General features: G+C 65.7%; 26 protein-coding genes and 1 riboswitch. Of the genes, 21 read left to right on the top strand and 5 right to left on the bottom strand.

All coding sequences use genetic code 11. The annotated features are described in order from the left end of the window. Window positions 1–59: 59 nt before the first annotated feature. The 5 genes from LBW87_RS20940 (at window position 60) to LBW87_RS20920 (ending at window position 3,468) form a co-directional block, all read left to right on the top strand. On the top strand, window positions 60–1,073 hold the full coding sequence (locus LBW87_RS20940) for a fimbrial protein (RefSeq protein ID WP_225203409.1): 1,014 nt from the start codon (window positions 60–62) through the stop codon (window positions 1,071–1,073). A 185-nt stretch (window positions 1,074–1,258) separates the two neighbouring features. Further along, a complete protein-coding gene (locus LBW87_RS20935; RefSeq protein ID WP_225203408.1) occupies window positions 1,259–1,507 on the top strand; it encodes a DUF6139 family protein in 249 nt (82 codons plus the stop codon). 67 nt (window positions 1,508–1,574) lie between these two features. Further along, window positions 1,575–1,817, top strand: coding sequence for a hypothetical protein (locus tag LBW87_RS20930; RefSeq protein ID WP_225203407.1), 243 nt, complete (start codon window positions 1,575–1,577; stop codon window positions 1,815–1,817). A gap of 120 nt (window positions 1,818–1,937) precedes the next feature. Next, entirely contained in the window at window positions 1,938–2,870 is a 933-nt protein-coding gene (locus tag LBW87_RS20925) for a 2-hydroxyacid dehydrogenase (RefSeq protein ID WP_225203487.1), read from the top strand. A 118-nt stretch (window positions 2,871–2,988) separates the two neighbouring features. Then, window positions 2,989–3,468 (top strand): acyl-CoA thioesterase, encoded by a 480-nt coding sequence (locus LBW87_RS20920; protein WP_008114783.1) that lies wholly within the window; start codon window positions 2,989–2,991, stop codon window positions 3,466–3,468. A 78-nt stretch (window positions 3,469–3,546) separates the two neighbouring features. Here the strand turns inward: LBW87_RS20920 and LBW87_RS20915 are convergent, their stop codons facing one another. Together LBW87_RS20915 and LBW87_RS20910 are read right to left on the bottom strand one after the other, a co-directional pair. Next, complete coding sequence (locus tag LBW87_RS20915) at window positions 3,547–4,335, bottom strand: 2-keto-4-pentenoate hydratase (RefSeq protein ID WP_225203406.1); 789 nt, start codon at window positions 4,333–4,335, stop codon at window positions 3,547–3,549. Window positions 4,336–4,441: 106 nt separating this feature from the next. Continuing rightward, complete coding sequence (locus LBW87_RS20910) at window positions 4,442–4,891, bottom strand: CopD family protein (RefSeq protein ID WP_225203405.1); 450 nt, start codon at window positions 4,889–4,891, stop codon at window positions 4,442–4,444. A 173-nt stretch (window positions 4,892–5,064) separates the two neighbouring features. On the opposite strand from LBW87_RS20910, the gene LBW87_RS20905 reads away from it, so the two are divergent. Further along, a complete protein-coding gene (locus tag LBW87_RS20905) occupies window positions 5,065–6,222 on the top strand; it encodes a branched-chain amino acid ABC transporter substrate-binding protein (RefSeq protein ID WP_225203404.1) in 1,158 nt (385 codons plus the stop codon). A gap of 79 nt (window positions 6,223–6,301) precedes the next feature. On the opposite strand, the gene LBW87_RS20900 is transcribed toward LBW87_RS20905, so the two are convergent. The 3 genes from LBW87_RS20900 to LBW87_RS20890 form a co-directional block, all read right to left on the bottom strand. Beyond that, window positions 6,302–6,865, bottom strand: coding sequence for a hypothetical protein (locus tag LBW87_RS20900; RefSeq protein WP_225203403.1), 564 nt, complete (start codon window positions 6,863–6,865; stop codon window positions 6,302–6,304). Window positions 6,866–7,132: 267 nt separating this feature from the next. After that, window positions 7,133–8,164: a UTP--glucose-1-phosphate uridylyltransferase GalU gene (gene galU, locus LBW87_RS20895; RefSeq protein ID WP_225203402.1), complete on the bottom strand. Its 1,032-nt coding sequence runs from the start codon at window positions 8,162–8,164 to the stop codon at window positions 7,133–7,135. Between the two features lie 77 nt (window positions 8,165–8,241). After that, window positions 8,242–8,598, bottom strand: coding sequence for a hypothetical protein (locus LBW87_RS20890; RefSeq protein WP_225203401.1), 357 nt, complete (start codon window positions 8,596–8,598; stop codon window positions 8,242–8,244). 374 nt (window positions 8,599–8,972) lie between these two features. On the opposite strand from LBW87_RS20890, the gene LBW87_RS20885 reads away from it, so the two are divergent. From LBW87_RS20885 to LBW87_RS20815, 15 genes are all read left to right on the top strand, one after another. Continuing rightward, window positions 8,973–9,227 carry a GlsB/YeaQ/YmgE family stress response membrane protein gene (locus LBW87_RS20885; RefSeq protein WP_225203400.1) on the top strand — a complete coding sequence of 85 codons (255 nt, stop codon included), beginning with the start codon at window positions 8,973–8,975 and terminating at the stop codon, window positions 9,225–9,227. Window positions 9,228–9,442: 215 nt separating this feature from the next. After that, complete coding sequence (pgm, locus tag LBW87_RS20880) at window positions 9,443–11,092, top strand: phosphoglucomutase (alpha-D-glucose-1,6-bisphosphate-dependent) (RefSeq protein WP_225203399.1); 1,650 nt, start codon at window positions 9,443–9,445, stop codon at window positions 11,090–11,092. Window positions 11,093–11,251: 159 nt separating this feature from the next. Next, entirely contained in the window at window positions 11,252–11,596 is a 345-nt protein-coding gene (locus LBW87_RS20875; protein ID WP_225203398.1) for a hypothetical protein, read from the top strand. Window positions 11,597–11,939: 343 nt separating this feature from the next. Further along, the gene (locus tag LBW87_RS20870; protein WP_225203397.1) at window positions 11,940–12,242 is read left to right on the top strand and encodes a hypothetical protein; all 303 of its coding nucleotides are present in this window, start codon (window positions 11,940–11,942) and stop codon (window positions 12,240–12,242) included. A 50-nt stretch (window positions 12,243–12,292) separates the two neighbouring features. Then, window positions 12,293–12,518, top strand: a riboswitch (cobalamin riboswitch). 161 nt (window positions 12,519–12,679) lie between these two features. Beyond that, entirely contained in the window at window positions 12,680–12,889 is a 210-nt protein-coding gene (locus LBW87_RS20865; RefSeq protein WP_225203396.1) for a CbtB domain-containing protein, read from the top strand. A gap of 13 nt (window positions 12,890–12,902) precedes the next feature. After that, window positions 12,903–13,643 carry a CbtA family protein gene (locus LBW87_RS20860; protein WP_225203395.1) on the top strand — a complete coding sequence of 247 codons (741 nt, stop codon included), beginning with the start codon at window positions 12,903–12,905 and terminating at the stop codon, window positions 13,641–13,643. Window positions 13,644–13,724: 81 nt separating this feature from the next. Next, window positions 13,725–14,066 (top strand): (2Fe-2S) ferredoxin domain-containing protein, encoded by a 342-nt coding sequence (locus tag LBW87_RS20855; protein WP_225203394.1) that lies wholly within the window; start codon window positions 13,725–13,727, stop codon window positions 14,064–14,066. Next, a complete protein-coding gene (locus LBW87_RS20850; protein WP_225203393.1) occupies window positions 14,059–18,222 on the top strand; it encodes a cobaltochelatase subunit CobN in 4,164 nt (1,387 codons plus the stop codon). Before LBW87_RS20855 ends, LBW87_RS20850 begins: the two co-directional genes overlap by 8 nt. Further along, entirely contained in the window at window positions 18,219–20,183 is a 1,965-nt protein-coding gene (locus tag LBW87_RS20845; RefSeq protein WP_225203392.1) for a putative cobaltochelatase, read from the top strand. Before LBW87_RS20850 ends, LBW87_RS20845 begins: the two co-directional genes overlap by 4 nt. A 19-nt stretch (window positions 20,184–20,202) precedes the next feature. Then, the gene (locus LBW87_RS20840; protein WP_225203391.1) at window positions 20,203–20,919 is read left to right on the top strand and encodes a cobalt-precorrin-7 (C(5))-methyltransferase; all 717 of its coding nucleotides are present in this window, start codon (window positions 20,203–20,205) and stop codon (window positions 20,917–20,919) included. Then, the gene (locus tag LBW87_RS20835) at window positions 20,916–22,481 is read left to right on the top strand and encodes a precorrin-8X methylmutase (protein ID WP_225203390.1); all 1,566 of its coding nucleotides are present in this window, start codon (window positions 20,916–20,918) and stop codon (window positions 22,479–22,481) included. The genes LBW87_RS20840 and LBW87_RS20835 overlap by 4 nt, the downstream gene beginning before the upstream one ends. Further along, window positions 22,481–23,692, top strand: a complete 1,212-nt coding sequence (gene cbiD, locus LBW87_RS20830) for a cobalt-precorrin-5B (C(1))-methyltransferase CbiD (protein WP_225203389.1) — start codon at window positions 22,481–22,483, stop codon at window positions 23,690–23,692. Before LBW87_RS20835 ends, cbiD begins: the two co-directional genes overlap by 1 nt. Next, window positions 23,689–24,435 carry a precorrin-2 C(20)-methyltransferase gene (cobI, locus tag LBW87_RS20825; protein WP_225203388.1) on the top strand — a complete coding sequence of 249 codons (747 nt, stop codon included), beginning with the start codon at window positions 23,689–23,691 and terminating at the stop codon, window positions 24,433–24,435. The genes cbiD and cobI overlap by 4 nt, the downstream gene beginning before the upstream one ends. Further along, window positions 24,432–25,229, top strand: a complete 798-nt coding sequence (gene cobM, locus LBW87_RS20820) for a precorrin-4 C(11)-methyltransferase (RefSeq protein WP_225203387.1) — start codon at window positions 24,432–24,434, stop codon at window positions 25,227–25,229. The genes cobI and cobM overlap by 4 nt, the downstream gene beginning before the upstream one ends. Continuing rightward, entirely contained in the window at window positions 25,226–26,020 is a 795-nt protein-coding gene (locus LBW87_RS20815; RefSeq protein WP_225203386.1) for a cobalamin biosynthesis protein, read from the top strand. The genes cobM and LBW87_RS20815 overlap by 4 nt, the downstream gene beginning before the upstream one ends. Window positions 26,021–26,074 lie beyond the last annotated feature (54 nt).

Below are 26,074 nucleotides of genomic sequence, written 5' to 3'. Positions count from 1 at the left end.
ATTAGTTGGCAGGGCGAAGCGCGCAGAATCCGGTTAACTCAACGGTAGGCCGAAACCCCATGTCAAATTCTTCCATCCCCTTCCTCGGCGGCGGCTTGCTGCGTCGAACGCTTTCCCGGATTTTCATGTTATTGGCGTTGTCGCTCATGCTGGCCGACGCGCAGGCAGTGATCTGCCGGTTGAACGATATAGCCGGGCCGTCGCGATATCCGCTCAATGTCGGGACGATCGAAGTGCCGCCCGTGGTCTGGGGGATCAATTATTTCTGGCGCTCGCCATTGCAACGCGTGCAAGTAGCGTGTCAGACGCCGTCTAATGAATACACGGACCAGCCGATCGTAATTCATGTGTTTCCGCAAGGCGTCGGATTGAACCTGTATGGCCTGAGCGTTGGCATCGCCATCGAATACAAGGGCAAGATCGTCAACCCGTATCAGGACTTTCCCATCGATACCGGCTATCGCACCAAAGCTGGTGAGACGACGTATTTCACGCTGGAATACTACGTGCATTTCTGGCATGGCAATGGCGATATGCCAAATACAGCGACGCTGAGCAACGTAATCCTCATCTCGATTCATCCTGCCTGGGATCGCCACGGCGCATCGACCGACCACATGCTCTACCAGGTGCTCAACGGCAGCTTCGTCCCCAGGCCGGCGCGTACCTGCCAGCTCAGCGTTGGCGACGGCAATCGCACCGTCAGGCTGCCGACCATTTCTGCCAATAGCCTGAGCAGTGCGACACCTTATGGCGGACGCGTCAACTTCGACTTGCGGCTCAATAGTTGCAGCGCGGCGGTAAATCGTGCCGCTTTTGCGTTCAGTGGACAGATCGTGCCGGGCCATGCCGATTATTTTGCCAACCAGGGCACCGCGTCGGGCGTAGCCCTGCATGTGGGCATGCGAGAGGGTAACCAGACGCTGACGCCGCAAGGCCCCAATAACGTCGCTTCGGTGGCGGTAGTGGGACAGCAGGCGACGTTGTCGTTGTTCGCCCAATACTATCGAACTGGCGCGGTGACGGCGGGCACCGTCAACGTCAGGGCCGAGTTCCTGCTGACCTATTATTGACGCGGCTCGCGCTGGAATCTGCCGCAAGCGGCTGCTATGGTGGAAGAGGCATCTTCTCCTGAACCAAGTCCGGCTCGTCAAGTCGGACAAAAGCAGGCGGCAATCGGCGCTCCTGCAAGCTCATCGGCAATGGTGAGGCGCTGCGCCGCCTGGTTCAACCACAACCGCCACCAAGGAGGCTGACGATGAAAGTCGATGTGTATAAACGCCCGGACAGCGATGGACTCTTTTCTTATCTTGTCGTGCCGCACCAGAAGCCTATGCCGCAAGAGGTCACCAATACCGACTGGCAATTGCATGAGCAGGATGTCAACTTCGAGCGCGACGGTCGCAGGCATTTCACCTTGCAGTCAGAAGACGCCTACATGCAGATAGGCGAGAAGGGCTATGCCATCAGCCATCTGAGCGAACGTGCCGGCGACGGCGCTGCGTAACATGCGCACCGATATGGCGCCTGCGGGCGCCGTATCCACAGGTGCCTCAATCACCAGGGAGACCAGCATGGCAACCGAACAGATCGGCGACTACGAGATCGAGTATTCCGGCCAGCGCGTCATTGGCGGCGACGGTTGGGTCGCCAATGTGGCTATTTTCGGACATTCGACCAATCCGATGCACCGCAACCCCGTATTCCCTTCGCAGCGGGTGTTGCCCGACCAGACCTTCGATGACGAGAAATCGGCCGAGGAGGGCGCGCGCAAGGCGGCCCACGAGTTGGTCGAAAGCGGCCCCGGGCACCATTAGCGTGAGGTGTCGGGCGCGGGCGCTTGCTCGGCCGTGGTGAGGGATTTCGCATAAAATGGGCGACATTGCATCGCCCCCGGCATCCCTTATCCACTGTTTTTCATGACTGCGCCCAACAACATGAAGCCGCCACTGCTTGTCCTGATCCATCTTTCCGACGCCAGCGCCGCCACCATCGGCCAGCACTATGACATCCTCTACGCCCCCGACCGCCAGCGCCGCGCCGACCTGATCGCCGGCGCCGCCAGGCAGGTTGCCGTGGTGCTGACCAATGGCTCCACCGGCCTCACCGCTGCTGAAATGCAGGCCTTGCCGCGCCTGCAACTGGTCTGCGCTTTCGGCGCCGGCCACGAAAACATCGATTCGACCCATGCGCGCGCCCACGGCATCGACATCGCCACCGGTTCCGGCACCAACGAGGATTGCGTGGCCGATCACGCCATGGGCCTGCTGCTGGCCACGGTGCGGCACATTCCGGTGCTCGACCGGACCACCCGCGCCGGGGTCTGGCGCGATGGCCTGCCGCTGCAGCCGCAACTGGCCGGCAAGCGCCTGGGCATTGTCGGGCTGGGCAACATTGGCAAGAAGATCGCCCGCCGCGCGGCCGGCTTCGATGTCGAGGTGGCCTATAGCAACCGCAAGAAGCGCGACGATGTCGATTACCACTATTTCCCCGATGTGGCACAGCTGGCCGGCTGGGCCGATTTCCTGATCGTGGCCGCACCCGGCGGCGCCGATACCCGGCACCTCATTTCAAGTCGCGTGATCAACGAACTGGGCCCCAAGGGCTATCTGGTCAATATCGGGCGCGGCAGCATTGTCGACACCGCCGCCGTCGCTGCGGCCCTGCGCGAAGGCCGCCTGGCCGGCGCCGGGCTGGACGTCTACGAGAGCGAACCGCAGCCGCCGGCCGAACTGGTCGACTTGCCCAATGTAGTGCTCACGCCGCACGTGGCCGGCTGGTCGCCCGAATCGGTGGAAGCCTCGGTGCAGCAGTTCCTGCGCAACTGCGAAGAGCATTTTGCGGCGGCAGAACCGGCCGTGCGCGCCTGAAAGCCTGGAATGCCGGCCGCGAGACTGGTAATATCTGCGGCCGGCTGAGCTGCATGGGGATGCAGCTGCCGGCCAACCACACTCCACATTTCGACCGCACAGAGAAAGCCAACGCACCATGGACCTGCCATCTCACCAACTCACCATGACGGTCCTGATGACCCCTGACATGGCCAATTTCGCCGGCAATGTGCACGGGGGGACCATCCTCAAGCTGCTGGACCAGGTCGCCTATGCCTGCGCCAGCCGCTATGCGGCGCAATACGTGGTCACGCTGTCGGTGGATCAGGTGATGTTTCGCCAGCCGATTCACGTCGGCGAACTGGTGACCTTCCTGGCCAGCGTCAATCACACCGGGACGTCGTCGATGGAAATCGGCGTGAAGGTGGTGGCCGAAAACATCCGCACCCAGGACACGCGTCACGTCAACAGCTGCTTTTTCACCATGGTGGCAGTGGACGACAAGCGCAAGCCGATCGCGGTGCCGCCGCTGCGGCCCTTCTCGCAGGAGGAAAAGCGTCGCTTCGAGGCTGCCGTGATCCGCAAGTCGCTGCGCCAGGAACTGGCGCGTCGCTACGAAGAGGTCAAGCCCAGCTGAGGCCGCGGGTACGCGCCATAGTAAAAGCCGGACAGCGCAGTGTGCGTCGTCCGGCTTTTTTTGTAGCGGCGGGCGGCCTCAGTCCAGCGTGACCTCGACCGATCCCAGCGGACCGAGGTCGCCCACAATGCGTTGGCCGGCACGGATCGGCATGGGCACGATGGTCGAGCCGCTGGCCACGATCTGGCCCTCGCCCAGCGTCTGGCCGTGTTGCGACAGTTCGTTGGCCAGCCAGGTCAGCGCGGCAACGGGGTCGCCCAGCACCTGTGCGCCGCTGCCGTCGCGCTGTTCGCCGCCGTCGATGCGGCCGCTCGTAGGCAGGGTCGCCAGGTTCAGGCTGCGCCAGTCGCCAGCATAGGGCGCGCCCAGTACGAATTGATCGGCACAGCTGTTGTCGGCGATCAGCTGGTGGGCGCCCACTGTCCTGAAATTGTCATAGCGGGTATCGGGGATTTCGAGGGCAGGGTGCACCGAGCCCACCGCGTCCAGCACTTCGTCGCGGGTATAGGGCGTGGCGCGTGGGGGCAGCGAGTGCCGCATGCGGAACGCCACTTCGACTTCGATGACGCGCATCAGGCTATTGCCCAATGCAATGCTTGCACCGCTGCGGTGCAGGCGTTCTACCAGCAGGCGTCCGGCCAGCGGAGCATCGATATTGAGCAATTGCTGGCCGCCAGGGCCGGTGGCGCCGATCTTCCAGCCGGCCAGCGGCGCAAAGCTGCGCGCTTCCAGCCGGCGCTGGATGTCGTAGGCTTCGGCCCGGTCCGATGGCTGCAGGGCGGGCGGCAGTTCGGCGACACGTCGACCATGGGCCCAGCAATCCCATAACAGGTCGGCGACTTCATGGCGTTGTGGTTCTGTCAGCAATTGTGTTCCCCCTTATAGTTGGCCAAACGCAGCTTGTGCTGCCCTCATCATAGCCAGATTTGCCTGGCCTGCGGGCGCTGTCTAAGTGTAAAGCCCGGGTGGCTGCTCAAGCCATCAACGGGCCCAGGGCGCCAATGGCCAGGGTCACCAGGCCCAGCGCCAGGTTCAGCCCCACCAGCGTGCGGATCTGCAGCAGGGCGCGCGCGGCGCGGTCCCAGTCTTGCTGGGCGCTGGCCCGGCGCAGGCGGGCGAACGGGGCGAAGAAAACGTGGGCGAAGATCAGCATCATCAATACGCCGATGCCTGCCATCGCATGGACATAGGGCGGCACATGGCCAGCGCCCATCTTGAACATCATGTGCAGGCCGCTGCCCAGCACCAGCGCCACGGCCACCCAGACCCAGGTGAAGAAGCGCGTCAACACCGCAGCCATCAGGCGCAGCCGTTGCTCCGGTTGTAACTCGGTCAGCGCCGGACGTAGCGCCATATGGGCAAAGAACATGCCGCCGACCCAGATGGTGGCGCCCAACAAATGCAGGAAAGTGGCAATCAACATGGCTGTTTCGCGTGGTTGTTCATGGGATCGGACGGATTGTCGCACGAGAGACCAGGCGATGTCGGTTTCTGTAGTAATGTCGGCAACTCTTGAATGACGGGAACAAGCGCTTGGCCCGAAATCTGCTAGCGTCACCCGGCATGCGACAGTGCGGGCATAACGAGGACATCAAGATGCGACCCCCTTTCCCGGCGCGCCGGGCAGTACGAACCATGTTGGCCGCCGTAGTGGCATGCGCGGCCAGCCTGGCGGCGCACGCCGAGCGCGTCATCACCATCGGCCTGGCGGCGCCCCTGAGCGGGCCGTCGGGCAGTACCGGCGTGAGCCTTGAGCGCGCAGCGCAGCTCGCGATCGACGATCTCAACGCCGGGCGTCCGGTCATCAATGGCGAGCCGGTGCGCTTTGCGCTGCTGGCCCAGGATGATCGCGCCGACCCGCGCACCGGCGAGCTGGTGGCCGATTATTTCGTCAAGAGCCGGGTCTCGGCCGTGGTCGGCCACTGGAACAGCGGCGTCGGCATTCCGGCGTCGCGCATCTATGCCGCCGCCGGCATCGTGCAGGTGGCGCCGGCGGTGACTTCGCCCGCCTATACCCAGCAGGGCTATGCCAGCGCCTTTCGCATCGTGCCGCACGACGGCGAGGGCGCGCGCCATATCGCCCACTATGTGGTGCGCGAGATGAAGGCTGGCAGCGTGGTGGTGATCGATGACCGCACGCCGTTCGGCGCCGGTTATGCGGCCGACTTCGCGGGCAACGTGGTGGCGCAGGGCGGCAAGATCGCGGCCCGCTTCTCGCTCAGCAGCAAGAGTTCGGACTTCAACGGCATCCTGCGCACGGTGCGTTCGCTCAAGCCCGATGCGGTGCTGTTCGCCGGCCTCGACGCCCAGGCCGCGCAACTGGTCAATGAAATGCGGCGCCTGCAGATCAGTGCGCCGCTGGTCGGCATCGGCGGCGTGGTCGGTCCCACCTTCGTGCGCCTGGCCGGCAGCGCCGGCGAAGGCACGGTGGTGCTCGAACCGGGGCCGCCGTCCTATCGCGGTCCGCAGTGGACCCATTTCGAGCATGCCTGGAAGACCCGGTACCCGGATCCGATCTATCTCTATGCCCCCTTCGCCTATGACGCCGTGCGCGTGATCGCCGCCGCCATGCGCCAGGCCAATGCAACCGATGGCGCACCGCTGGCCAATGAATTGCACCGCATTCGCTATCGCGGCGTCACCGGCCATATCGCTTTCGACCGCGATGGCAACCTGCGCGATCCGGTCTTCACGCTGTACGGCGTCAAGGGCGGCCAATGGCAAGTGATCAAGACCATCGATGAGCGTGGCTGAGGCCGCAGGGCAGGGCAGCACCAACGAAAAACGCACCGCTATTGCGGTGCGTTTTACTTGCTGCAGGTAACGCCGATGCTTACTTCTTGGGACGACCGACCTTCAGTGGCGTGAGCCCGGCCAGGATGTCCTTGATGTCAGCGATCTTGAGGTTCTTGATCAGCGACACGCCGATGCGCAGCAGGTCGCTCTTCTTGATCTCGACACCGGCCTTCAGGCAGGTCTTCTTGACCTGCGCCAGCACGGCGTATTCGTTCTCGGGCATGGTGAAGCTGTCACGCACCTGCTTGACCTTCTTCGGCTTGCCCGCCTTCTTGTCGGTCTTGGCGACCGGCGCCGGGGCCGGTGCTGCCGCGCCAGGCTTGGCGGCGACAGGCTTGGGCGCCGGCTTGACGGCAGCCTTGGGCGCTGGCTTTGCGGCCGGTTTTGCAGCGATCTTCGGTGCGGCCGCAGGCGTGGCCTTGACGGCTGCCTTGGGTGCTGGCTTTGCCGCAGCAGGTTTTGCGGCCGGCTTGGGGGCTGGCTTTGCCGCCGCCTTAGGTGCCGCCTTGGGCGTTGCTGGCTTGCGTGCCACGGCAGTGACGGTGGCTGCCGCAGGTGTGGTCTTTACAGTCGGTTTTGCAGTTTGCGCCTTGGTTACCATGAACCCTCCTCATAAATTTGATATAAACAATATATATCGTTTGACAATCCGTAGCAATGCACTGGCGCAATGACAACGATTTCATCCCGTCAATTCGTTGTTGAAAACGTTTGCATTGGATCAATACTGCGCTTTGATTGCGCCGGGCGATGCTAGCAAGGGCAGATGAACGCTTTGTGACAGCATAAAAAATGCAGTCCGGCCGCAAGCGGCGGGACTGCAAGGTACGTCGGTCTCTACTGGGTCTGACAGGGCGCTGCTGGATTACTACATAAAACTGCGGGTGGCCTGCGGCTTGATTTCGTTGGCGACCGGCCGTGCATGCGTGGCCGGCTCGAAGTCCTTGACCTCGGCGCTGCCATCGCGCATCGCGCCCATGGTCGCCGTCACCTTCAATTGGGCTGCTTGCTGCAGGGCGTTGTCTTCCTTGAATTCGCGCAGGAACTGCGAGAAGTTGCTGCCCACTTCGTGATGCTTGATGCCCATCGCCACGGCCGCCTTCAGGTAGCCCAGCTTGGAGCCGCAATCGAAGCGCTGGCCTTCGTAGCGATAGGCCAATACCTCTTCCTGCGTCAGCAGGGCCGAGATGGCATCGGTCAGTTGCAGCTCGCCGCCGGCGCCGGTGCCGATCTTCTCGAGGTGATCGAAGATGGCCGGGGTCAGCACGTAGCGGCCGGTCACGGCCAGGGTCGACGGCGCCACTTCAGGCGCGGGTTTCTCGACGATGCCGCTGACCAGTTCCAGGCGATCCTGGTAGGGGCTGCCGCTGACGATGCCGTACTGGCGGGTTTCCAGGCGCGGCACATCCTGCACCGCGAGCAGGCTCCGGCCTTCGCGCTCGAAGGCGGCCGTCATTTGCGCCATCACGTTCGGCTGACCGGCCTCGACATCCATGAAATCGTCGGCCAGCAGCACGGCGAAGGGCTCGTTGCCCACCAGTTGCTTGGCCAGCAGCACCGCATGGCCCAGGCCCAGCGGCTCGGCCTGGCGCACATAGACGCAGTTGATATGTTTGGGGATCACGGTCTGGACCATTTCCAGCAGCTTGGTCTTGCCGGCGGCTTCCAGTTCGCTTTCGAGTTCATAGGCCTTGTCGAAGTGATCTTCGATGGCGCGCTTGTTGCGTCCGGTGATGAAAATCATCTCGGTGATGCCAGCGGCGACGGCTTCTTCGACCGCGTACTGGATCAGCGGCTTGTCGACGATGGGCAGCATTTCTTTCGGCTGTGCCTTGGTGGCGGGCAGAAAGCGGCTGCCCAGACCGGCGACAGGGAAAACGGCTTTGGTAATCTTGGTCATATTAGGCCCAGGTAAAAGTTGGTCGACGTAACATCCTCACCCTTGCGAGTGACAGGCTTTGATGCGCATCTGCGCCATCAGCCGGTTTTTTTCTTGAGAAGCTTCAAATGCAAATAGGTGCGGCAGCTGTAGAACAACGGCGCCGCAGTGGGAAAGGCATTGCTCAGCAGGCCGGTCGTCATGTCCAGCATCGATGCGGTCTGCGGCAGGCGACGGGCCGGTGGCGCGTCGGTAAATTCGATCCGGTGGCTGGCGCCACCTTCTTCCAGCTGATCCAGTACGGCCGCCAGTTGCGGCGCCTTGATCGAGATCTGGCGCAGCAATTGCACCGATTCTTGCGTATGGGCTGACATCTGGTCGATGGCCTCCATCTCGGCATCGTGGTGGCGGGCTGCCGCGCCGGGAGCGAACAGGGCGCGAGGCGAGGTGAACATTTGCAGGCAGGATGGCAGGGATAGCATGGCGTCGTGTCTTTCTTCTGGGCGAGCTGTTTCGCGTCTTTTTCAACGGCATGCGGTCAATTGCTGCACTGCATTGCCAGGGTGACGCCAGCTTAGGCAGGAGCTGCGCCGCCAGCTATCAGAAAGTAGCTGTTTGCAATGTAGGAAAACCGGAAATTCCGGATCCGGCCGACATCGGCATGTCGTGCGGCAACCCTGTGGTCCACCGCGCCAGGCGCACTTGTCCTACAAGGAAATGGGCCGCTGTCCGATATCGACGGCGCTGGCGGCTGCCTACCATTGCCTCATCCGTTGCCGCAATCGAACCTAGCGCGGCGGGTCTCAAACACAACACGAAAGGAACCATCATGGAACACGGACTCATCGCATGGCTGATCATTGGCGCCGTTGCCGGCTGGCTGGCAGGGGTATTGGTCAAGGGAGGCGGTTTCGGCATCCTGGCTGACATCCTCATCGGTATCGTCGGCGCGGTCATCGGCGGCTGGTTGGCGGGCCTGCTTGGCATCGCCGTCGGCGGCGGCATCCTGGCCTCCATCGTCACCGCCACTCTCGGCGCGGTGGTGTTGCTGGTGATCGTACGGGCCTTCCGGCGCCGGGCGTGAGCTGACATCTCCCTGTTAGTTTTGCCCTGAAGCAAACATGCGCCTGAACGGCGCATGTTTGCGTTGTGCAATGTGCGTTGCAGAGGATCAGGGGCTACTGCGAGGCCCTGCATTGCCGTTACAATGCGACCTGATTTCATCACTCTGGTGCAACGCAACAGTGTCGCCGGGGTCTACCGCTGACTTTGTTTCCACTTACCAAGAAAACTAACATCATGAGTAGCGTCAATCCACTGGCCGGCAAGCGCGCGGCACTCTCTTCGCTGGCTGACCTGCCAGTGCTCCTGTCGAACTATTACAGCTTGCGCCCCGACGCCGCCGAGGCTGCGCACCGGGTCGCCTTCGGCACCTCCGGTCACCGTGGCAACGCCAATGCGTACAGCTTCAACGAGTGGCATGTGCTGGCCATCACCCAGGCCATTTGCGACTATCGGCGCCAGCAGGGTTTCAGCGGTCCGCTGTTCCTCGGCATCGATACCCATGCGCTGTCGGAACCGGCATGGCATAGCGCGCTCGAGGTGCTGGCCGCCAACGAAGTGGTGACCATGCTGGCCGAGGGCAGCCCTTACGTGCCCACGCCGGCGGTGTCGCACGCGATCCTGGGACATAACCGCCTGCATCCGAGGGCGCTGGCCGACGGCATCGTGATCACGCCTTCCCACAATCCGCCCGACAACGGCGGCTTCAAGTACAACATGCCCAATGGCGGTCCGGCCGATTCCAACGTGACCGGCTGGATCGAGCAACGCGCCAACGGCTATCTCGAAGCCGGTCTCGACGGCGTGCGCCGGATGCTGTTCCAGAAGGCGCTCAAGGCCGACACCACGCGCCGCTACGACTATCTCGACAACTACGTCAGCGACTTGCCCAACATCATCGACCTGGCCGCCATCTCGGGCGCCAACGTCAGGATCGGCGTCGATCCGCTGGGCGGGGCAGGGGTGCATTACTGGGGCGCGATCGCCGAGCGCTACAAGCTGAACCTGGAAGTGGTCAATACCGACGTCGACGCCACCTTCCGTTTCGTGCCCCTGGATTGGGACGCGCAGATCCGCATGGACCCGTCGTCGCCGCATGCGATGGCCGAACTGATTGCCCTGAAGGACCGCTTCGATGTCGCCATGGCGTGCGACACCGACCATGACCGCCACGGCATCATCGCCAAGAGCGTCGGCCTGCTGTCGGCCAACAGTTATCTGGCCACGGCGGTGTATTACCTGTATCGCCATCGTCCCGCCTGGCGCGCCGACGCGGCCATCGGCAAGACGCTGGTGTCGAGTCACCTGATCAACCGCGTGGCCGATCACCTGGGCCGCAAGCTGCTCGAGATGCCGGTCGGTTTCAAGTGGTTCGTGGACGGTCTCTACGACGGCAGCCTGGCGTTCGGTTGCGAAGAAAGCGCCGGTGCTTCCTTCGTGCGTTTCGACGGCCAGCCATGGAGCACCGACAAGGACGGCATCACCGCCGCCTTGCTGGCGGCCGAAATGACGGCGCGCACCGGTCGCGACCCCGGCGAGATCTATGGTGAGTTGACCGATATCCTGGGCGCGCCGATCAACGGGCGCATCGAGGCTGCGGCCACGCCGGCCCAGAAGGCGCGCCTGTCGAAGCTGTCGCCGGCCGATGTCAGTTCGACCGAGCTGGCGGGCGAAACCATTCGCCAGGTGCGCACCACCGCGCCGGCTAACGACAAGCCATTCGGCGGCCTCAAGATCGAAACCGACAATGGCTGGTTCGCGGCGCGTCCCTCGGGCACCGAGAGCATTTATAAAATCTACGGCGAAAGCTTCCGCGACCAGGCGCACCTGGATCGCATCTTCAGCGAAGCGCAACAGATCGTCACCCGCGCGCTCGACGGCGCCTGACCTACGCGGGCCGGCCGGCGATGTTCCGGCCGGCAAGCCCCGCCTGTTCTCCCTCCAGACCTCCTACAAGCGAATGCTCCACTGTCCGGCTGTTGCCGGCGGTGGGCGTTCGTAAGATGGATTTGTTTGCATTTCATTACGCCTGAAGGGGACATTGACATGGAAAACCACGCATCGGGCACACAGGCAGCGGCTTTGCTGCGTCACACCGTCCAGGGTGAGCCAGATACTTACACCATGGAGCGCCGTCGCCAGGAACAGCAGGGCAACGCCAACCGCGAAGCCACGACCGCCCGCAGCGACCAGGCTATCCGCGGCGAGCGCGAACGCCGGGCGCAGGCTGAAAACGACGCCCGCTTCGGTCGTCCATCGGCGCTCACCGAGCAATATCGCCTGCCGGTGCTGGAGACCGACCAGTTTCGCGTGGTCGAGCCGGACGGCACCGAAGACCCGCTGGCCAGTATCGATGACGGCCTGCAGCCAGTGCCGCCAGCAAAAAAATAAGCTCGCTTCCATTGCCATTTTCACCGGAGACTGCCATGTCCATCCTGGAACACAAGCCGCAAGACACGCCGCCACTCGAGGTGCCGCCACTGGACCCGACGCCGCCGCAAGATCCGATTCCGCACCAGAACCCACTCTGAGCGAGCGATATGACCCGATTAATGCGATTACACACGCCGCAGGAAACCCCGCCCACACCGGAGCCGCAGCTGCCGCCGTCGGAGTTGCCTGATGACGACCCGGTTCCGGTCGAGGATCCGCCGTTCAATCCGCTGCCATCGGATAAGCCGATTCGCATGTAGTTGTTGCTGGTTGGGAATATTGTTAGTAGAGGGAGGCTGAGATGGACCAATCCGATTCGCTGATCCCTAATTTTGCGCAGGTCTTTGGCGCCGCCATCGGCTCCGTCACGCAGCAGGCGGTGATGCCGGCGCGGCCGGCGGCCGGTCCCATCGACCGTGAGATCCGCCGTATCAACAGCGCGCACCAGCCCGAGGTGCGCGAGGTCGCCTCCGACAACGAGATCGGACGCGAGATCGTCGAGGACGACGCCCGCAAGCTGGCCGCTCAAAAGCGCAGCGTGCGCAAGAATGCGCAGCGCGTAGCGCTTGCGCCCGGCAAGCCGCGCGGCGACGAGCCCGGCTGAGCCTGGCTGAGAGGTGGCTTGCCCCATCCCTGAGCACCCTTTATACTGCGCGCCATAGCATTGCTTCTGGTATCCCCGGCGCTGTCGCGCCAGGGTTTTAAACGGGAAGCTGGTGCGACCAGCCCGTCGGGCCCGGTCAAGGCCAGCGCTGCCCCCGCAACGGTAAGCGAGAAGGACACGCATCACGCCACTGTGCACTGCATGGGAAGGCGCCTGTCCATGGAGTCACACTCCGTCTCGCCAGCCCGGAGACCGGCCCGGAGCAAATTCTGAATTGCATCGCGGAGGGCGAGCGTTAGGACAGCATCCCGATTTCCGTCGATCCGACCCCGGCCCCACGCGCTCCTGGCGCAGCATGGCGCGTGGCCTGACGCGGTTTTTTGGCTGGCCTGCCGATCACGTTTGCGCTTCGTCCACTGGCCAACCAAGGAACAGACATGTCCATCCACTCGGGCGTCAATACCGATTCCATCGACCACGCCGCCATCGGCACTGGCGCCAACGTCTGGCGCGACCGCATTGCGCCGTCGCTGCTGGCCTTCGCGCTGGGCGCCGCGCTGATCTACGGCGCCGGTTTTGCGTCCAAGGTCGAATTGCACAATGCCGCCCACGACGGTCGCCATTCGGCCGGCTTCCCCTGCCACTAAGCCGGACCCACTGATGAACTGGACCGTTTTCCGCCGCATGGCGTCGGCCGTGGTGATTGCCGGCGCGCTGTCGGGCATCTTGTTGTCGGGCGTGCAACATCTGCAGGTCAGCAAGATCATCCTGCAGGCCGAAGAATACGAAAAGGCCGGCGAAGCGGCGCACGCCGAAGCACCCCATTCGCATGAAGCCGCCCCGGTCGCGGCGGTTGCTGCCGATGCCGGCCATGCGCACGAACACAGCCATGACGGCGACGAATGGGAGCCGGCCGATGGCGCCGAACGCACCGCCTATACGGTGCTGGCCAATGTCAGCATGGCGATCGGTTTTGCCCTGATGCTGGTGGCGGCGATTGCCGTCAGCGGCCGTCAGGTCAGCTGGCGCAGCGGCCTGCTGTGGGGCGTGGCAGGTTACCTGGTCTTTTTCGTGGCGCCGTCGCTGGGCCTGCCGCCCGAGGTGCCGGGCACGCTGGCCGCACCCCTGCATGCGCGTCAATGGTGGTGGGTGATGACGGCCGGCATGACCGCGGTCGGCCTGGGCGCCATCGTCTATGCCCGGGCCTGGCCGTGGAAGCTGGCCGGCGCGGTGTTGCTGGTGGTGCCGCATATCATCGGCGCGCCTCAGCCCGAAGTGCATGGTGGCCTGGCGCCGGAACAACTGGCGCGCGCCTTCATCCAGGCCACGGCCCTGGCCAATGCGGTGTTCTGGCTGGCGCTGGGTGGCCTGACCGGCCTGTTCTACCGCAAATTCGGCTGATCCGGCCCAACACGGTCATCCGCTGCGGCGGCAAGGAGCGCAATGCTCCCTGCCGCCGCAACGCATTTGAAAGCTGACGCAATGAGAACCCATACCCGCCACGTACTGATGTGCGTGGGACCCCGCTGCACCGAAAACGGCGTACTGGCCGAAGCCATGTTCGGCGTGCTGGGCGAGCAGATCGACGCCCGCCCCGAGTTGCGCGTCAAGCGCACCCGCACCCATTGCATGGTGGCCTGCAAGGCGCAGGCGCCGGTGGTGGTGGTGTATCCCGAGGGGGTGTGGTATCGCTGCGAAGACGCCGCCGCCGTCGAACGGGTGGTGGTCGAACACCTCGAAGGCGGGCGCGAAGTCACCGACCTGATATTCCACCGCCTGGGCAGCGGCGATGTCCAGCCCGAAACGGAGAACACTGATGTCTGACACCGGCGCCAGCGCGCGTATCGTCCTGCTGACCCACGCCTCGACCGACCTGGCCATGCTGGCCAGCGCCCGGTTGCAATTGCCCGATGACTTCCCGCCGGTGGCCGGCGTCGACCTGCAGCAACTGCATGGCGCCGACGACGAGGGCGAGGCACGCCAGGGATTGTCCGAACTGCTGCGCGGGCCGCTGGCCTCGGCCGAGGTGATCGTGTTGCGGGTGCTGGGACGGCTGGGCGCGATTGCCGGCGTGGGTGAGCTGGTGCGCCAGGCGCGCCAGCAGGGGCGGCACCTGATCGTGCTGTCCGGCGCCGGCGAGCCCGATGCCGAACTGGCGGCGGCCTCCACTGCGCCCATCGATGTCCAGCAGCAGGCGCTGGCCTATTTCAATGCGGGCGGCAGCGTCAATCTGGCGCAACTGCTGCGCTGCCTGTCGGATCGGCTGCTGCTGTCGGGCTTCGGCCATGAGCCGGTGCAGGTGTTGCCCGAACACGGCATCTACCATCCCGACCTCGAACAGGGCGCCGAGCTGGCCCAATGGCAGGCCTTGCGGGCGCAGGCGCCGGCCGATCGTGCGGCGGTCGGCATCGTGTTCTATCGCGCCCACTGGCTGTCGGGCAATACCGATTTCATCGACGCCCTGGTGGCCGCCCTGGAGTCGCGCGGCATGGATGTGCTGCCGATCTTCACATCGTCGCTGCGGGTCAGCGGCGGCGCCGCCGGCCAGATCCCGCCAGCGCTGCATTACTTCTTCGGCGCCGATGGCCGGGCCCAGGTCGACCTGCTGATCAACACCACCTCGTTCGCGATGGGCGAGATCACGGCCGGCGATGTCACGCCGGCCGGCTGGTCGGTGTCGGTGCTGGAGCAACTGGGCCTGCCGGTGCTGCAAGCCATGACCAGCGGCATGACGCAAGACCAGTGGCAACATTCCACGCGCGGCATGAACCCGCTGGACGCGGCCATGAACGTGGTGCTGCCCGAATTCGACGGCCGCATCATCGGCGTGCCGCTGTCGTTCAAGCTGCCGGCCGACGACAGCGGCGCGCTGCGCTACCAGCCACTGCCGGACCGCGTGCGGCGCATCGCCGGCCTGGCGCAGCGGCTGGTGCGGCTGCGCCGCAAGTCCAATGCCGACAAGCGCATCGCCTTCATCTTCACCAATTCCAGCAGCAAGGCGTCGCAGATCGGCAATGCCGTCGGCCTGGATGCGCCGGCTTCGCTGTACAAGATATTGCAGGCGCTGGACGCGGCCGGTTACACCATCGGCGAGTTGCCCGAGGACGGCACCCGCTTGATCCACGAACTGGTGGATCGCTGTTCGTACGACGACATCATCCTGTCCGAAGATCAGTTGCGCCGTGCCGCCGGCCGGGTGCCTGCCGCCCGTTACGCCGAATGGTTCGCCGCCTTGCCGCGCGCCCTGCAGGAACGCATGCAACGCCAGTGGGGCGCCGCCCCCGGCGAAGCCTACGTGCACGATCAGCACCTGGTGATTGCCGGCCTGCCGCTGGGCAACGCCTTCGTCGCGCTGCAGCCGCCGCGTGGCTACGGCATGGACCCGGACGCCATCTACCACCAGCCCGACCTGCCGCCGACCCACCATTACACGGCGCTATACCGCTGGCTGGACGAAGAGTGGGGCGCCGACGCGATCGTCCACGTGGGCAAGCACGGCACGCTCGAATGGTTGCCGGGCAAGGGCGTGGGCCTGTCCGAAGAATGCTTCCCCGACGCCTTGCTGGGCGACATGCCGCTGTTCTATCCGTTCATCATCAATGACCCCGGTGAAGGCGCGCAGGCCAAGCGCCGCGCCCATGCGGTGGTGGTCGACCACCTGACGCCGCCGATGACCACCGCCGACAGCTATGGTGCGCTGGCGCAACTGACGCAACTGGTCGACGAGTATTACCAGGTCGAAGTGCTGGACCCGGCCAAGCTGCCGCTGCTGCAACAGCAGATCTGGGAGCTGGTGCGCCAGACCAATCTCGACACCGACCTGCAGTTCAAGCTGGTCAACCATACCCACGATCACGATCATGACCACGCGCATGGTCATCATCATCACCACCACGATCATGGCCATGGCCATGACCATGCGCATCACGACCATGATCACCATGACCATGACCACGATCACGCTCCCGACGCCTTGCCGCATGGTCTGACCGAGCTCGATGGCGCCGGTGTGGCGCACCTGATCGAAGACCTCGACGGCTATCTCTGCGAACTGGGTGCAGCGCAGATTCGCGATGGCCTGCACATCCTCGGTCGCATGCCCGACCCGCAGCAGATGCCGGACATGCTGGTGGCCCTGACCCGCCTGCCGAACCAGGACCTGCCGGGCCTGCAGGAAGAAGTCGCCAGGCTGTTCGGGCTGTCGCTGGACATGCTGCTCGAGCACAAGGGCCGCCGCCTGAATATCGACGATGCGCTGGCACGCACTGCCGGTCGCGCCGTAGTCACACGGGCCGATGCGCTCGAAGCGATCGATGCGCTGTGCCAGCGCCTGATGCAGGCCTTGCAGGATGCCGAGTTTGCCGCCAGCGCCATCGACGCCGTACTGGCCTCGGTATTTGCCGCGCTGGCCAGCGCGCCGGCCGAAGCGCGGCCACGCCTGCAGCCGGCCATGGCCAAGTCCAACTCCAACTCCGCCGGTAGCGTGCTGGGCGGCATGAAGGCCATGGCGCGACCGATGCCGCTCAAGACCGCGCCCAAGCCGAGCGCCAAGGGCAGCACCGACACTACGTCGTTGCGCCGGGTGCTCGATTTCACGTGCCAGCAACTGGTGCCGCGCCTGCGCCGCACAGACGACGAGATCGCCAACCTGCTGGGCGGCCTCTCAGGCGGCTACGTGCCGGCCGGGCCGAGTGGTTCGCCCACGCGCGGCATGGCGCATATCCTGCCGACCGGGCGCAACTTCTATTCGGTCGATCCGCGCAGCGTGCCGTCGCAATCGGCCTGGCGGGTGGGCCAGCAACTGGCGCGTGAAGTGCTTGATCGGCACCGGCGCGAGACCGGCGACTATCCTGAGAGCGTCGCCATCAGCATCTGGGGCACCAGCGCCATGCGCACCCACGGCGACGACGTGGCGCAGATCCTGGCGCTGCTGGGCGCGCGTCCGATCTGGCGTCCCGGCAATCGGCAGGTGGCCGGCATCGAGTTGATCCCGCTGGATCAATTGCAGCGTCCGCGCATCGATGTCACGACCCGTATCAGCGGCTTCTTCCGCGACGCTTTTCCGCAGCTGATCGAATTGATCGACGATGCGGTGCAGGCCGCCATCGCCGCCGATGAACCCGAACACCTCAACTTCGTGCGCAAGAATTACCTGCGCGAACTGGCGCAGTCGGTCGGCCAGGGCCTGAGCCAGGCCGAGGCCGCCGCCCGCGCCGGCTATCGCGTCTTCGGCGCCAAGCCGGGCAGTTATGGCGCCGGCATCCTGCCGCTGATCCAGGAGCGCAACTGGACCGACGCCGCCGACTTCGCCGAAGCCTATGTCAACTGGGGCGGCTACGCCTACGGACGCCGGGTGCAGGGCGCCGACCAGCGCGATGCGTTCCGCCAGCGGCTGGGCAGCGTGCAGGTGGCGTTGCACAACCAGGACAATCGCGAACACGACATCTTCGACAGCGACGACTACCTGCAATACCACGGTGGCATGATCGCCACCATCCGCGCCTTGTCCGGCCAGCAGCCGCGCCATTATTTCGGCGACAGCCACGACCCGGCGCGCGCCACGGTGCGCGACCTGAAAGAAGAAACCCTGCGCGTCTATCGCTCGCGCGTGGTCAATCCCAAGTGGCTCAACAGCATTCGTCGCCACGGCTACAAGGGCGGGCTTGAGCTGTCGGCCACGGTCGATTATCTGTTCGGGTATGACGCCACCGCGCAGGTGATGGACGACTGGATGTACCAGCAACTGGCCGAGACCTACGGCTTCGATCCCGAGATGCGCGAGTTCCTGGAGCAGGCCAATCCCTGGGCCCAGAACGCGATTGCCGAGCGGCTGCTGGAAGCGGCCAGTCGCGGCATGTGGGAGCAGCCCGACGAAGCCACCCTGGAACAGTTGCGCCAGCTCTACCTGCACAGCGAAACCCTGCTCGAAGCGCGCGGCGAGACCGCGCGCGGCAGCGAACATGCGAAGGACCTTTCATGAGCGCCGGTTATCCCTTTGCCGCCATCGTCGGCCAGCCGCAGTTGAAGACCGCGCTGCTGCTGTGCGCGGTCGATCCCGGCATCGGCGGCGTGCTGATCCGGGGCGACAAGGGCACCGCCAAGAGCACCGCCGCACGCGGCCTGACCCAGGTGGTGCCGCCGATAGCCCGCATCGCCGGCTGCGCCTTCAATTGCGCGCCGGGTCAGCCGGCGGCGGCCTGCGAGGTATGCAGCGCCGGCCAGGAGGCGGTGCGCGACGCCGAGATCCCGTTCGTCACGCTGCCGCTGGGCGCCACCGAAGACCGCGTGCTGGGTACGCTGGACCTGCAGAAGGCATTGCAGGGGGCGCAACGCGCCTTCCAGCCGGGTCTGCTGGCGGCGGCCCATCGCGGCGTGCTCTATATCGACGAAGTCAACCTGCTGGCCGATCACCTGGTCGATGTGCTGCTCGACGTGGCGGCCATGGGGGTCAATTCGGTGCAGCGCGAAGGCCTGTCGGTGACGCATCCGGCGCGCATCACGCTGATCGGCACCATGAACCTCGAAGAAGGCGATCTGCGGCCGCAACTGCTGGACCGTTTCGGCCTGATGGTCGAGGTCGCCGCGCCCCAGGACAAGACCGTGCGGGCCGAGGTGGTGCGTCGCCGGATAAGCTATGAGGCCGACGTCGCCGCCTTCGCCGCGCAATGGCAGGCGTCGCAGCATGGGCTGCGCGAGCAGGTTGCCACGGCGCAGCAACTGCTGCCGCAGGTGCAGCTCGACGACGCCATGCTGGAACTGATCAGCCACCTGTGCTGCGAATTCGAGGTGGCCAGCCTGCGCGCCGACATCGTGATGCACAAGACCGCGCGCGCCATCGCGGCGCTGCAGGGGCGTCGCCAGGTCACGCCCGACGACATCCGCGCGGCGGCCCAGCTGGTGCTGCCGCATCGCCGCCGTCGCAAGCCCTTCGACCAGACCGGCATGGATCAGGACAAGCTGGATGACCTGGTCGAGCAGGCCCGCTCCGAACAGCCACCATCGCATTCGGAGGGGAGTGCGGGCCAGCCGCCGGAAGCCGCTCGCGACGACGAGCCATCTGTAGAACAAGAGGGTGCCAACGAAGAAGGCGGCGACCACGCACAGACCTTCGCCGTGGCCGCCGCCGCGCCGGCGCGCAAGATCAGCGTCGAAGCGCCCCCGGCACTGGGGCAGGCGCTGGCCGGACGCCGCAGCGCGCTGCCTGACGCGCGCCGTGGCAGCGCACTGCGCGCCGTGCCCGACGCCAATCCGGAGCGCCTTGCCGTGGGCGCGACGCTGCGTAGCGCCGCCGTGCGCGGGGCGCTGGCCGACGATGCGCCCGCCGACGGTCGCCTGCGCGTGACGTCGGCCGATCTGCATCGCCAGGTGCGCAGCGGCAAGAGCGCCAACCTGATCGTGTTCGTGGTCGATGCTTCCGGCTCGATGGCCGCCCAGCGCCGCATGGAAGCGGTCAAGGGCGCGGTGCTGTCGCTGTTGACCGATGCCTACCAGCGGCGCGACCAGTTGGCCGTGATTGCTTTCCGCGGCGAGCGCGCCGAGGTCTTGCTGGAACCGACCCGCAGCGTCGACCTGGCCGAACAGGGCCTGCGCGAGCTGCCCACCGGAGGCCGCACGCCGTTGCCGCATGCCTTGCAACTGGCCGCGCAACTGCTGGAGCGCAGCACGCAGGAAGCGCCGCCGCTGCTGGTGATCCTGTCGGACGGTCGCGCCAACGTCGGCCTGCCCGGTGATGCGCAAGACCCGTGGCGCCAGACGCTGGAGGCGGCCGGGCAGCTGGCGCAGCGCGGCACGCCGGCGCTGGTGCTGGACACCGAGACCGGTTACCTGCGCCTGGGACGCGCCACGCAATTGGCAGATGCGCTGGGCGCGCCTTGCCTGACACTGGAACAATTGACCGGCGACGCGTTGGCGTTGACGGTGCGCGCCCAACTTGGCGCGTGATCTATCGAGGACTGAAAACATGATCATCTGCATCGGCGCCGGCCCCGGCGACCATTCGTATCTGACCTTGCGCGGCGCCGAGCTGATCCGCAATGCCGACGTCGTGGCCGGCTTCAATGCCGTGGTCGACGTGGTGCGCGAATCGATCCCGGCCACCGCCGAAGTGGTGTTGATGGGCTATCGCGACCAGGTGGCCCAGCTCGACAAGGTCGCGGCCATGCACCATGCCGGAAAACGTTGCGTGGTGGTGTTCATGGGCGATATCCACTTCAGCGGCTTCCAGTACCTGGAGCGGGTCGAGCGCGCCTGCGGCCATCGGGTCGAGACGCTGCCCGGCATTTCGTCGGCGCAGATCCTGGCATCGAAGGCGCGCGTCTGTTTCGACGAGACCACCTTCATCACCTTCCACCGGCGCGGCGACCTCGAGCCGTTCAAGCGCCACCTGGTCAATGTGTTGAAAGATGGCCGCAACGCCATCGTGATTCCGTGTCCGTGGGATGCGGCGCGCTCGTTCATGCCGCGTCACATCGCGACCTATCTGCTGCAGCAGGGCGTCGACCCCAGCCATCCGACCGAAGTGTGGGAAAACCTCACCCGGGGCGACGCCGAATGGCACGGCGTGCTCTCGCAATGCACCGAACTTGAAGTGAGTGACATGAGCATCATGCTCATTCGCACCCATAGCCCCATGGCCAGCCAGATCGAACCGCCGCCGGCGCCGGAGAGCACGCCATGAGCAACACCGCCGCCATCGTGATTGCCGGTCACGGCAGCCGCGACCCGGATGCGCTGCGCGAATTCGAGGCGCTGGTGCAACTGGTGCGCGCGCGCGCCGGTGGTCGCACCGTGCGGCATGGCTATCTGGAGTTCGCCGCGCCCACCATCGCCGAGGCCGCTGCCGCCTGCGTGGCTGATGGCGCCGCCGAGGTCAGCGTGGTGCCGGCCGTGTTGCTGGCGGCGCGCCACGCCAAGAACGACATGCCGGCCGAATTGCTGGCGCTGGCCCAGCAGTACCCGCAGGTCGACTTTCATTTCGGCGCGCCGATGGACCTGCACCCGCTGCTGTTGCAGCTGGCACAGCAGCGCGTGATCGAAGCCGAAGCGGTGTCCGGCGACATCGCCGATCGCCGCCAGAGTTGCCTGGTGGTGGTGGGGCGCGGCACCACCGATCCGGATGCCAACAGCGAGGTCGCCAAGGCCGCGCGCATGCTGCAGGAAGGCATGGGCTTCGGCGCGCTGCAACTGTGTTTTTCGGGCACCGCCGCGCCGCTGGTGCGCGACGGCCTGGCCGCCGCCGCCCGCATGGGCTATTCGCGACTGGTGGTGCTGCCGTTCTTCCTGTTCGACGGCGTGCTGGTCAAGCGCATCTTTGCCGCCGCCGATGAGCTGGCCGAGCGCGAACCGCAGCTGGAGGTATTGAAGGCCGGTTACCTGGGCGTGCATGCGCATGTGGCCGACGTGCTGGTCGAGCGGGCGCAGCAAGCCATCGAAGGACGCGCCGCGATGAATTGCACGCTGTGCAAATACCGGGTGCAGATCGTCGGCTTCGAACAGCAGGTGGGCGAGCCGCAGCGCGCGCATCACCTGCCGGTGCGCAATCTGCTGGCGAGCGCCGCCGCAACCACGGCCAAGGCCACCACCACCGCCCCCTATGTGCCGCATCCGATCGAAGCCGAGAGCATGCGCATCATCGACGAGGGCCGCGACTGGAGCGGTTTTCCTCCTGCCCACCTGACGGTGCTGCAACGGCTGGTGCATACCAGCGGCGACTTTGCAGTGGCCGACGAGATCTTCTTTTCGCCGGGTGCAGCCGACACCGGCATGCGCGCGCTGCTGCGCTGCAAGCGCGTGGTCACCGATGTGACCATGGTGCAGACCGGTCTCAAGCGGGCGCTGCTGGAGCAACTGGGCATCGAGACCTGGTGCGGCGTGCACGATCCCGAATCGCACCTGATGTCGCAAACGCAGGGCATCACGCGCTCGGCGGCGGGTATCCGGCGCGCCTGGCAGAAGTTCGGCAACGATGTGGTGCTGGCCATCGGCGATGCGCCGACCGCCATCGTCGAAGCCACGCGGCTGATCCGCGAGCATGGCTGGCGGCCGCAACTGGTGGTGGGCCTGCCAGTCGGTTTTGTCGGCACCCGCGAGAGCAAGGATGACCTGCGGCGCTGCCTGCAAGTGCCGCGCATCACCAACAGCGGCACCCGGGGCGGTTCGCCCTGGGCCGCCAGCGTGGTCAATGCATTGTTGATCGACGCCATCGCCTGGCTGGTGGCGCAAGAACAGGAAATCGCCTGATGCAACACCTCGGGGAACGTCAGCGGGCCGAGTACGACCTGGCAGTGCTGGCCCCCAATGGCTTGCGCCGTGGGCGCAGCACCGGCAGTTGCGCCACTGCCGGGGTGCGCGCCGCGCTGTACTGGCTGCTGGCGGCGATCCGCCTGGAACACACCGAAGTCAGCCTGCCTGATGGCGCGCATTTCATCTCGGTGCCGATCGCGAAGGTCGACAGCCTGGACGGGCAGGCGGCCCAGGCGGAGGTCTTGAAGGATGGCGGTGACGATCCCGATAACACCCACGGCGCCACCATCGTGGCCCAGGTGCGGCTCAACGCGGGCGGCGAGATCCGCTTCTTCGCCGGTGACGGCGTGGGCACGGCGACTATGCCCGGGTTGCGGGTGGCGGTAGGCGAACCGGCCATCAATCCGGTGCCGCGCCAGATGATGCGCACCGCAGTCGCCGAAGTGCTGGCCGAACTGGCGCCGCCGGGCGCGTCCGAGCAGGCGCGCGCGGCGTGGATGGCGCAGGGCTTCGACCTGACCATCGGTTGTCGCGAAGGACGCAGCATTGCGCCCAAGACCTTCAACCCGCGCCTGGGGATCGTGGACGGCATTTCGATCCTGGGCACCTCCGGCATCGTCGAACCGATGTCGATGGCGTCGTGGATCGCCTCCATCGAGGTCTATATCCGGGTGGCGCTGGCCGATTGCATCGGACCTGACGCCGCGGTGGCCTACCTGCCGGGCAAGATCGGTCGGGCATTCGTGGCGCAGCTGGGCCTGCCGGACCGGCGCAGCGTGCAGATCGCCAACTTCCTGGGCGATGCGCTGGACTTTACCCAGCAGGCGCTGGCGGAGCAGCAGCGGCGTTTGCCGGTGCTGTGGCTGGCGGGCCATCCGGGCAAGCTGGCCAAGGTACTGGATGGGGTGTGGGACACCCATTCGAGCAAGAGCAACATGGCCATGCAGGGGGTGACCCGGGTGGCGCAAACGATGAACGCACCGCTTTATGTCTTCGACACGGAGTTGTTGCAACAGATGAAGGATGCCAATACGGTGGAAGCGGTAATTGAACTGGTGCGCGCTTGCGACGCGGCGCTGTCGAAGGCCCTGTGGGTCGAGATCGAGGGCCGCATCGCGCGCCTGGCGGCGGCACGCATGCCCAATGTGGACCGGGTCGAGGTGCGCCTGTTCGACCTCGACGGCGGCGCGCTGGGGGTGGACGCATGAGCGCCGGACGACTGATCGGCATCGGCGTGGGGCCGGGCCCGAGCGGCTACCTGCCGCTGGCCGCGCTGGCCGCGCTGCGCTCGGCTGACGTGATCTACCTGCCGCGTGCACGCGGCGCCGACCTGTCGGTGGCGCTGCAGTGCCTGGACGGCATCGAGTTCGAGCGCAGCCGCCTGCGCGAAATCGAATTCAACATGGACCCCGATCGCCAGGTCCTGCAAGAACATTACGCCCAGTTGGGCGCAGAGCTGGCGGCGCAATTGCAGGCCGGGCTGCAGGTGGCGTATTTGACCATTGGCGACGCGCTGACCTATTCTACTTATGGCTATGTGCTGGCGGCGGTGCGAGACCTGTTGCCGCAGGCCGATTGCGTGACCTATCCCGGCATCACCAGTTACGCGGCGGCTGCCGCAGCGCTGCATTGGCCGCTGGGCGTGGGCAAGGAACGCACGCTGATCCTGCCCTGTCCGGACGACGCGGCCAGCCTGCGCGCCGAGATCGACAGCCACGACATCGTGGTGCTGATGAAGGTGGGCGCGCGCCTGCCGTGGGTGCTGGCGTTGCTCAACGAGATGGGCATTGCCCGCCACTGCGCCTTTGCCCGCCGCATCGGGCTGTCCGACCAGGTGCTGGCCAACGATGTCAGCGCGCTGGACGCGGCCAGCGCCAGTGGTTACCTGGCCGTGTTGCTGATCCGCAAGACGCCACAAGAGAAGCGACATGAATCGAAAGGACAATCATGAAAGTCTATTTCATCGGCGCCGGTCCCGGCGCGGCTGACCTGATCACTTTGCGCGGCGCGCGTTTGCTGGGCCAGGTGCGCATGGTGCTGTATGCCGGATCGCTGGTGCCGACCGCCATGCTGGAGCACTGCCAGCCGGGCGCCGAGCTGATCGACACCGCCGCGCTTGATCTCGAGCAACAGCAGGCCTGCTATGTGCGCGCCCAGCAAGAGGACATCGACGTGGTGCGCCTGCACTCGGGCGACCCGGCGATCTACGGCGCCACTGCCGAGCAGATGCGTCGCCTGGATGCGCTCGGCATCGCCTATGAAGTGGTGCCGGGGGTATCGTCCTTCACCGCAGCGGCGGCCGCCGTGTCGGCCGAGCTGACCAAGCCCGAGGTGTCGCAGAGCGTGATCCTGACGCGGGTGTCGGGCCGCGCTTCGGCCGTGCCCGAGTCCGAGTCGATCGCTTCACTGGCGGCGCACCGCGCCACCATGTGCATCTTCCTGTCGGGGCCGCACCTGGCCAAGATCGTGCGCGACCTGCTGCTGCACTATCCGCCGACGACGCCGGTGACGCTGGTGTACCGAGCCAGTTGGCCGGAGCAGCGCATCTACCAGGGCACGCTTGAGAAGGTGATCGACGAAAACCGTCGCGGCGAGTGGAACCTGACCACCATGATGCTGGTGGGCGCGGCGCTGGACCGCGAGCAGATCGCCGAGTCCAGCCTGTATTCGAAGCAATTCACGCACCTGTTCCGGGTGCCCAAGAAACTGAACGCCGAGGCGCAGGCCGAGGATGTGACGCCATGACCCCGCCGCCGGTGTCCGACGAGCTGGGCCTGTGGCCGGTGCGGGGCGAGGCCGAAGCGCTGGCGCTGCACCTGCAGGCCACGTTGGGCGGCACCTTGTACCGGCCCTGGTTGCATGCGGTCGGTAGCGCCGTGGTGCTGTCCCAGCGCCAGCAGTTTGCACTGGCCTACCGGCGTCACCGGCAGTGGATCATGGTGGGCGCCAGCGGTATCGCGGTGCGCTTCCTGGATGGGCTGCCGCAGGACAAGCATAGCGACCCGGCGGTGGTGGTGCTGGACGAAGCGGCGCGCTTCGCCATCTCGCTGCTGGCCGGTCACGAAGGCGGCGCCAATCGCCTGGCCTATCGGGTGGCGCAATTGACCGGTGCGCAACCGGTGGTCACCACCGCCACCGAAGCGATCAAGCCGCTGGTGCTGGGCATCGGTTGTCGCCGTGGCGTCTCGGCCGAGCGCATTACGGCCGCGGTGACGCAGGCCCTGGCGCAGTGCCCCGAGGCCACGTTGCAGCAGGTGCGCGAAGTGGCCACCATCGATATCAAGGCAGAAGAGCCGGGCCTGCTGGCGTTCTGCGCCACCCACGACCTGCCGCTGCGGGTGATCTCGACAGCGCAGATCGCGCAGCGCGCCTGGGTCGGCAAATCGTCGGACTGGGTGCTGCAGAACGTGGGCGTGGAGGGCGTATGCGAACCGGCGGCGCTGATCGCCAGCCCGCGTGGGCGACTGGCGCTGGGCAAGACGGCGTTCGACGGCGTGACGGTGGCGGTGGTCGAGGATGAAACTGGCTGGAAATGATGCAGCTTATCGTCGTCCCGGCGCAGGCCGGGACCCAGTGACGTTGATGGCGTA

This window comes from Herbaspirillum sp. alder98, from assembly GCF_020179755.1.
Taxonomy (GTDB): Bacteria; Pseudomonadota; Gammaproteobacteria; order Burkholderiales; family Burkholderiaceae_D; genus Herbaspirillum.
The sequence above is the reverse complement of the archived record's forward strand: the minus strand, read 5'-3'. Positions and strand labels throughout refer to the sequence as shown.

Coding starts and splice junctions, on each gene's coding strand:
- LBW87_RS20815 (WP_225203386.1), top strand. CDS start 25,226: ATGACCCCGCCGCCGGTGTCCGACGAGCTGGGCCTGTGGCCGGTGCGG.
- LBW87_RS20910 (WP_225203405.1), bottom strand. CDS start 4,891: ATGTTGATTGCCACTTTCCTGCATTTGTTGGGCGCCACCATCTGGGTC.
- LBW87_RS20870 (WP_225203397.1), top strand. CDS start 11,940: ATGGACCAATCCGATTCGCTGATCCCTAATTTTGCGCAGGTCTTTGGC.
- cbiD (WP_225203389.1), top strand. CDS start 22,481: ATGCAACACCTCGGGGAACGTCAGCGGGCCGAGTACGACCTGGCAGTG.
- pgm (WP_225203399.1), top strand. CDS start 9,443: ATGAGTAGCGTCAATCCACTGGCCGGCAAGCGCGCGGCACTCTCTTCG.
- LBW87_RS20835 (WP_225203390.1), top strand. CDS start 20,916: ATGAGCAACACCGCCGCCATCGTGATTGCCGGTCACGGCAGCCGCGAC.
- LBW87_RS20850 (WP_225203393.1), top strand. CDS start 14,059: ATGTCTGACACCGGCGCCAGCGCGCGTATCGTCCTGCTGACCCACGCC.
- LBW87_RS20840 (WP_225203391.1), top strand. CDS start 20,203: ATGATCATCTGCATCGGCGCCGGCCCCGGCGACCATTCGTATCTGACC.
- LBW87_RS20855 (WP_225203394.1), top strand. CDS start 13,725: ATGAGAACCCATACCCGCCACGTACTGATGTGCGTGGGACCCCGCTGC.
- LBW87_RS20845 (WP_225203392.1), top strand. CDS start 18,219: ATGAGCGCCGGTTATCCCTTTGCCGCCATCGTCGGCCAGCCGCAGTTG.
- LBW87_RS20940 (WP_225203409.1), top strand. CDS start 60: ATGTCAAATTCTTCCATCCCCTTCCTCGGCGGCGGCTTGCTGCGTCGA.
- LBW87_RS20935 (WP_225203408.1), top strand. CDS start 1,259: ATGAAAGTCGATGTGTATAAACGCCCGGACAGCGATGGACTCTTTTCT.
- LBW87_RS20930 (WP_225203407.1), top strand. CDS start 1,575: ATGGCAACCGAACAGATCGGCGACTACGAGATCGAGTATTCCGGCCAG.
- galU (WP_225203402.1), bottom strand. CDS start 8,164: ATGACCAAGATTACCAAAGCCGTTTTCCCTGTCGCCGGTCTGGGCAGC.
- LBW87_RS20925 (WP_225203487.1), top strand. CDS start 1,938: ATGAAGCCGCCACTGCTTGTCCTGATCCATCTTTCCGACGCCAGCGCC.
- LBW87_RS20875 (WP_225203398.1), top strand. CDS start 11,252: ATGGAAAACCACGCATCGGGCACACAGGCAGCGGCTTTGCTGCGTCAC.
- LBW87_RS20900 (WP_225203403.1), bottom strand. CDS start 6,865: ATGGTAACCAAGGCGCAAACTGCAAAACCGACTGTAAAGACCACACCT.
- LBW87_RS20860 (WP_225203395.1), top strand. CDS start 12,903: ATGAACTGGACCGTTTTCCGCCGCATGGCGTCGGCCGTGGTGATTGCC.
- cobI (WP_225203388.1), top strand. CDS start 23,689: ATGAGCGCCGGACGACTGATCGGCATCGGCGTGGGGCCGGGCCCGAGC.
- LBW87_RS20885 (WP_225203400.1), top strand. CDS start 8,973: ATGGAACACGGACTCATCGCATGGCTGATCATTGGCGCCGTTGCCGGC.
- cobM (WP_225203387.1), top strand. CDS start 24,432: ATGAAAGTCTATTTCATCGGCGCCGGTCCCGGCGCGGCTGACCTGATC.
- LBW87_RS20865 (WP_225203396.1), top strand. CDS start 12,680: ATGTCCATCCACTCGGGCGTCAATACCGATTCCATCGACCACGCCGCC.
- LBW87_RS20920 (WP_008114783.1), top strand. CDS start 2,989: ATGGACCTGCCATCTCACCAACTCACCATGACGGTCCTGATGACCCCT.
- LBW87_RS20905 (WP_225203404.1), top strand. CDS start 5,065: ATGCGACCCCCTTTCCCGGCGCGCCGGGCAGTACGAACCATGTTGGCC.
- LBW87_RS20890 (WP_225203401.1), bottom strand. CDS start 8,598: ATGTTCACCTCGCCTCGCGCCCTGTTCGCTCCCGGCGCGGCAGCCCGC.